This is a genomic window from Enterobacter cloacae complex sp. IR5412, assembly GCF_049237385.1.
Lineage (GTDB): Bacteria > Pseudomonadota > Gammaproteobacteria > Enterobacterales > Enterobacteriaceae > Enterobacter > Enterobacter intestinihominis.
In genome coordinates, this window is sequence record NZ_JBMKHQ010000018.1 from 1 (window position 1) to 3,838 (window position 3,838).

Annotated in this window: 4 protein-coding genes; 2 read left to right on the forward strand and 2 right to left on the reverse strand. The window is 47.4% G+C overall.

Features of this window, described 5'->3' with window-relative positions; all coding sequences use genetic code 11:
- Nucleotides 1–123 precede the first annotated feature (123 nt).
- Together dfrA16 and ACOTX2_RS22345 are read left to right on the forward strand one after the other, a co-directional pair.
- Complete coding sequence (gene dfrA16, locus ACOTX2_RS22340) at nt 124–597, forward strand: trimethoprim-resistant dihydrofolate reductase DfrA16 (RefSeq protein WP_032490158.1); 474 nt, start codon at nt 124–126, stop codon at nt 595–597.
- Nucleotides 598–716: 119 nt separating this feature from the next.
- A protein-coding gene (locus ACOTX2_RS22345) for an IS1-like element IS1B family transposase (RefSeq protein WP_095033700.1) occupies nt 717–1,414 on the forward strand; the annotation gives its coding sequence in 2 pieces (ribosomal slippage) (nt 717–966 and nt 966–1,414; 699 coding nt in all).
- Between the two features lie 10 nt (nt 1,415–1,424).
- On the opposite strand, the gene ACOTX2_RS22350 is transcribed toward ACOTX2_RS22345, so the two are convergent.
- Together ACOTX2_RS22350 and ACOTX2_RS22355 are read right to left on the reverse strand one after the other, a co-directional pair.
- Nucleotides 1,425–3,047 (reverse strand): phosphoethanolamine--lipid A transferase MCR-9.2, encoded by a 1,623-nt coding sequence (locus tag ACOTX2_RS22350; RefSeq protein ID WP_044704969.1) that lies wholly within the window; start codon nt 3,045–3,047, stop codon nt 1,425–1,427.
- 188 nt (nt 3,048–3,235) lie between these two features.
- Nucleotides 3,236–3,838 (reverse strand): IS5-like element IS903B family transposase (locus ACOTX2_RS22355; protein ID WP_421625993.1); only part of this gene is annotated, 603 nt, incomplete at its 5' end.

Below are 3,838 nucleotides of genomic sequence, written 5' to 3' on the forward strand. Positions count from 1 at the left end.
TGCCTCGGGCATCCAAGCAGCAAGCGCGTTACGCCGTGGGTCGATGTTTGATGTTATGGAGCAGCAACGATGTTACGCAGCAGGGCAGTCGCCCTAAAACAAAGTTAACTCGAGGGAGAAATCGTGAAGTTATCACTAATGGCTGCCAAGTCGAAGAACGGTATTATCGGTAATGGACCAGATATTCCATGGAGCGCCAAAGGCGAGCAACTTCTATTTAAGGCAATTACATATAATCAATGGCTTTTAGTTGGACGCAAAACTTTTGAGTCAATGGGCGCTCTCCCAAATCGAAAGTATGCAGTTGTAACTCGCTCTAATTTTTCTACGAATGATGAGGGTGTAATGGTTTTCTCCTCAATTCAGGATGCCTTAATAAATTTAGAGGAAATCACGGATCATGTTATCGTTTCTGGTGGTGGTGAAATATACAAAAGCTTGATTTCCAAAGTAGATACTTTGCATATTTCAACAGTCGACATCGAGCGAGATGGAGACATAGTTTTTCCTGAAATCCCAGATACATTCAAGTTGGTATTTGAGCAAGATTTCGAGTCTAACATTAACTATTGTTATCAAATCTGGCAAAAGAGTTAACAAGCGCCTGCAATCTGACCTCCGGTTACTGTCACCTTTTTTTGCGGTGGAGCTGCAAAAAAGGGGTGATGCTGCCAACTTACTGATTTAGTGTATGATGGTGTTTTTGAGGTGCTCCAGTGGCTTCTGTTTCTATCAGCTGTCCCTCCTGTTCAGCTACTGACGGGGTGGTGCGTAACGGCAAAAGCACTGCCGGACATCAGCGCTATCTCTGCTCTCACTGCCGTAAAACATGGCAACTGCAGTTCACTTACACCGCTTCTCAACCCGGTACGCACCAGAAAATCATTGATATGGCCATGAATGGCGTTGGATGCCGGGCAACCGCCCGCATTATGGGCGTTGGCCTCAACACGATTTTCCGCCATTTAAAAAACTCAGGCCGCAGTCGGTAACCTCGCGCATACAGCCGGGCAGTGACGTCATCGTCTGCGCGGAAATGGACGAACAGTGGGGATACGTCGGGGCTAAATCGCGCCAGCGCTGGCTGTTTTACGCGTATGACAGGCTCCGGAAGACGGTTGTTGCGCACGTATTCGGTGAACGCACTATGGCGACGCTGGGGCGTCTTATGAGCCTGCTGTCACCCTTTGACGTGGTGATATGGATGACGGATGGCTGGCCGCTGTATGAATCCCGCCTGAAGGGAAAGCTGCACGTAATCAGCAAGCGATATACGCAGCGAATTGAGCGGCATAACCTGAATCTGAGGCAGCACCTGGCACGGCTGGGACGGAAGTCGCTGTCGTTCTCAAAATCGGTGGAGCTGCATGACAAAGTCATCGGGCATTATCTGAACATAAAACACTATCAATAAGTTGGAGTCATTACCAGCCACGGCATTCGCGGAACAAATCGCGGTCAGGATTATAGACGCTGGTGCTTACGTCCCACAGCCCCAAAATCGATGAGAACAGGTTGTCGTGGGAATATGATTTTTTCGCCGCATTATTTTCAAGGCAAGACATGTTGATGTGTTTCCCGGCGATAAAGCCCGGTGACATCCAGACCTGCATCGGAATATGCGTCTGCTGATCCGGTGCCAGTTTGTACGGCGTGCCGTGCAGATATAGCCCGCTTTCGCCCAATGATTCACCATGATCGGACACATAAAGCAGCACGGTGTTGTACTGATCGCTGTAATTTTTTAGCTTTTCAATCATCTCAGCTAATACATAGTCTGTATAACGAAGGGTGTTGTCGTAGGTGTTGACCAATTGTTCCTGAGTACAGTTTTCGATATCGCTACGTGCACATTCGGGCATGAAGTGGCGATGCTCAGCCGGATAACGCAGGTAATAAGTCGGTCCATGGCTGCCAATGATATGGAAGGCGACAAGCTTATCACCTGGCATTTTGGCGATTTCATCATCAAGGTTTTCCAGCATCACCTCGTCATGGCACGTTTTGCCATCGCACAGTTTCGGGTTATCACTAGGCTTAATTTCGACAGTCGGGATGCGGCTACATACGCCTTTACAACCGCCATCGTTCTCTTTCCATAACAGCGAGACACCGGTTTTCTGCACGATGTCGAGGAAATTTTCACTGTTAGATGCTTTTTTACTGTCGTACTCGGTGCGATTCATATTCGAGAACATGCACGGAACGGATATTGCGGTAGCGGTACCGCAGGAATGCATATTTTTAAACGAAATAACGCCGCCGGATTTGCTGGTAAAGGCATTGGTATCACGCGAATAACCGTTCATCGAGAAATTCTGGCTGCGTGCCGTTTCGCCAATCACCAGGAACATCAGCGTGGGTTTTTCGTGAGCGACGACGCGTTTAGCATCATTCCCCAGCGTCTGGAAAGGCACTTTAGTCGTAAAGTACGTATCCTTAACATACTGGAAAGTGCTGTAAGCGTAGTTCGCCGGGATGATCTCTTTATTCAATGTCGAGTTATTGCGGCCGACAGAGGCATAATCCTGATAATAAAGTGCGGCAACACCTGCAATCAAACTCAACGATGCCAGCACGGAGAGCAAACGGTAAGCAATGCCTTTATACCATTTTTCAGGATATTGAATTTTTATTGAAAAAAGGAGGATGGCAGGAAGGATACCGGTAAAGACGAACCATATAATAATTGAGCCATTAAGATAGGAATGCGCTTCCTGGGGGTTAGTTTCAATAATGTTTTGAATCATCGTTTGATCAAACATTACTTTATATTTTAGTGTCGAATAACTGACCAGTGAGCCAGTGATAAACAGTAAAGCAAAGAAAGGTTTCAGCAGAAAACGAACTGAGAAAGGCATAAAAACAACGTTAAGCGCCGCAACCAGAACAAAGGGAATAGAAATGACAAAACCAATTTTGACATGCTCTAAATGCGACAAAATCTCGTAAAAATGCAGCAATATTGGCCAGTTAAGTAAAAACGCAAAGATCATTGCCAGAAGTAAAACCAGCGGAATAACTTTCACCCTGAAAAGTACAGGCATTAACACCTCCGGAAAATAGTAAACCAGTAAAAACATTGATGATAATTACAACAATTCAATCTAATATTATGATTGCCTTATTCGCTGCAAAGCAGAGATTATCATTCTGAAATCTTAGGTTAACCTTAACGAGGCTTTGTTGAATAAATCAGATTTCGGGTAAGTCTCCCCCGTAGCGGGTTGTGTTTTCAGGCAATACGCACGCTTTCAGGCATACCTGCTTTCGTCATTTTGTTCAGCGCTCGTACCAGGGCCATAGCCTCCGCAACCTGACCATCGTAGTCACGCAGCGTCAGTGAACCCCCGAACAGCTGTTTTACCCGGTACATCGCCGTTTCCGCTATCGAGCGACGGTTGTAATCTGTTGTCCATTTCCACCGCGCATTACTCCCGGTCATTCGCTGATTAGCCACTGCACGGTTACGGTCTGCATATTCACCGGGCCAGTAACCCGCACCTTTTCGGGGAGGGATAAGCGCGCTGATTTTCTTATGCCGCAGTTCATCGTGACATAGCCGGGTATCGTAAGCGCCATCGGCGGCGGCTGACCTGATTTTCCGGTGGGTTTGCCGGATTAACCCGGGGAAGGCCTCTGAGTCCGTAACGTTGTTCAGCGACAGGTCAGCGCAGATGATTTCATGTGTTTTACTGTCAACGGCGAGATGCAGCTTACGCCAGATACGGCGGCGTTCCTGGCCATGCTTTTTGACTTTCCACTCGCCTTCACCGAAGACCTTCAGCCCGGTGGAATCAATTACCAGGTGTGCGATTTCACCCCGGGTGGGCGTTTT

Excerpts from the sequence above, each read along its gene's own strand:
- ACOTX2_RS22350 (WP_044704969.1), bottom strand. The coding sequence starts at position 3,047 with ATGCCTGTACTTTTCAGGGTGAAAGTTATTCCGCTGGTTTTACTTCTG.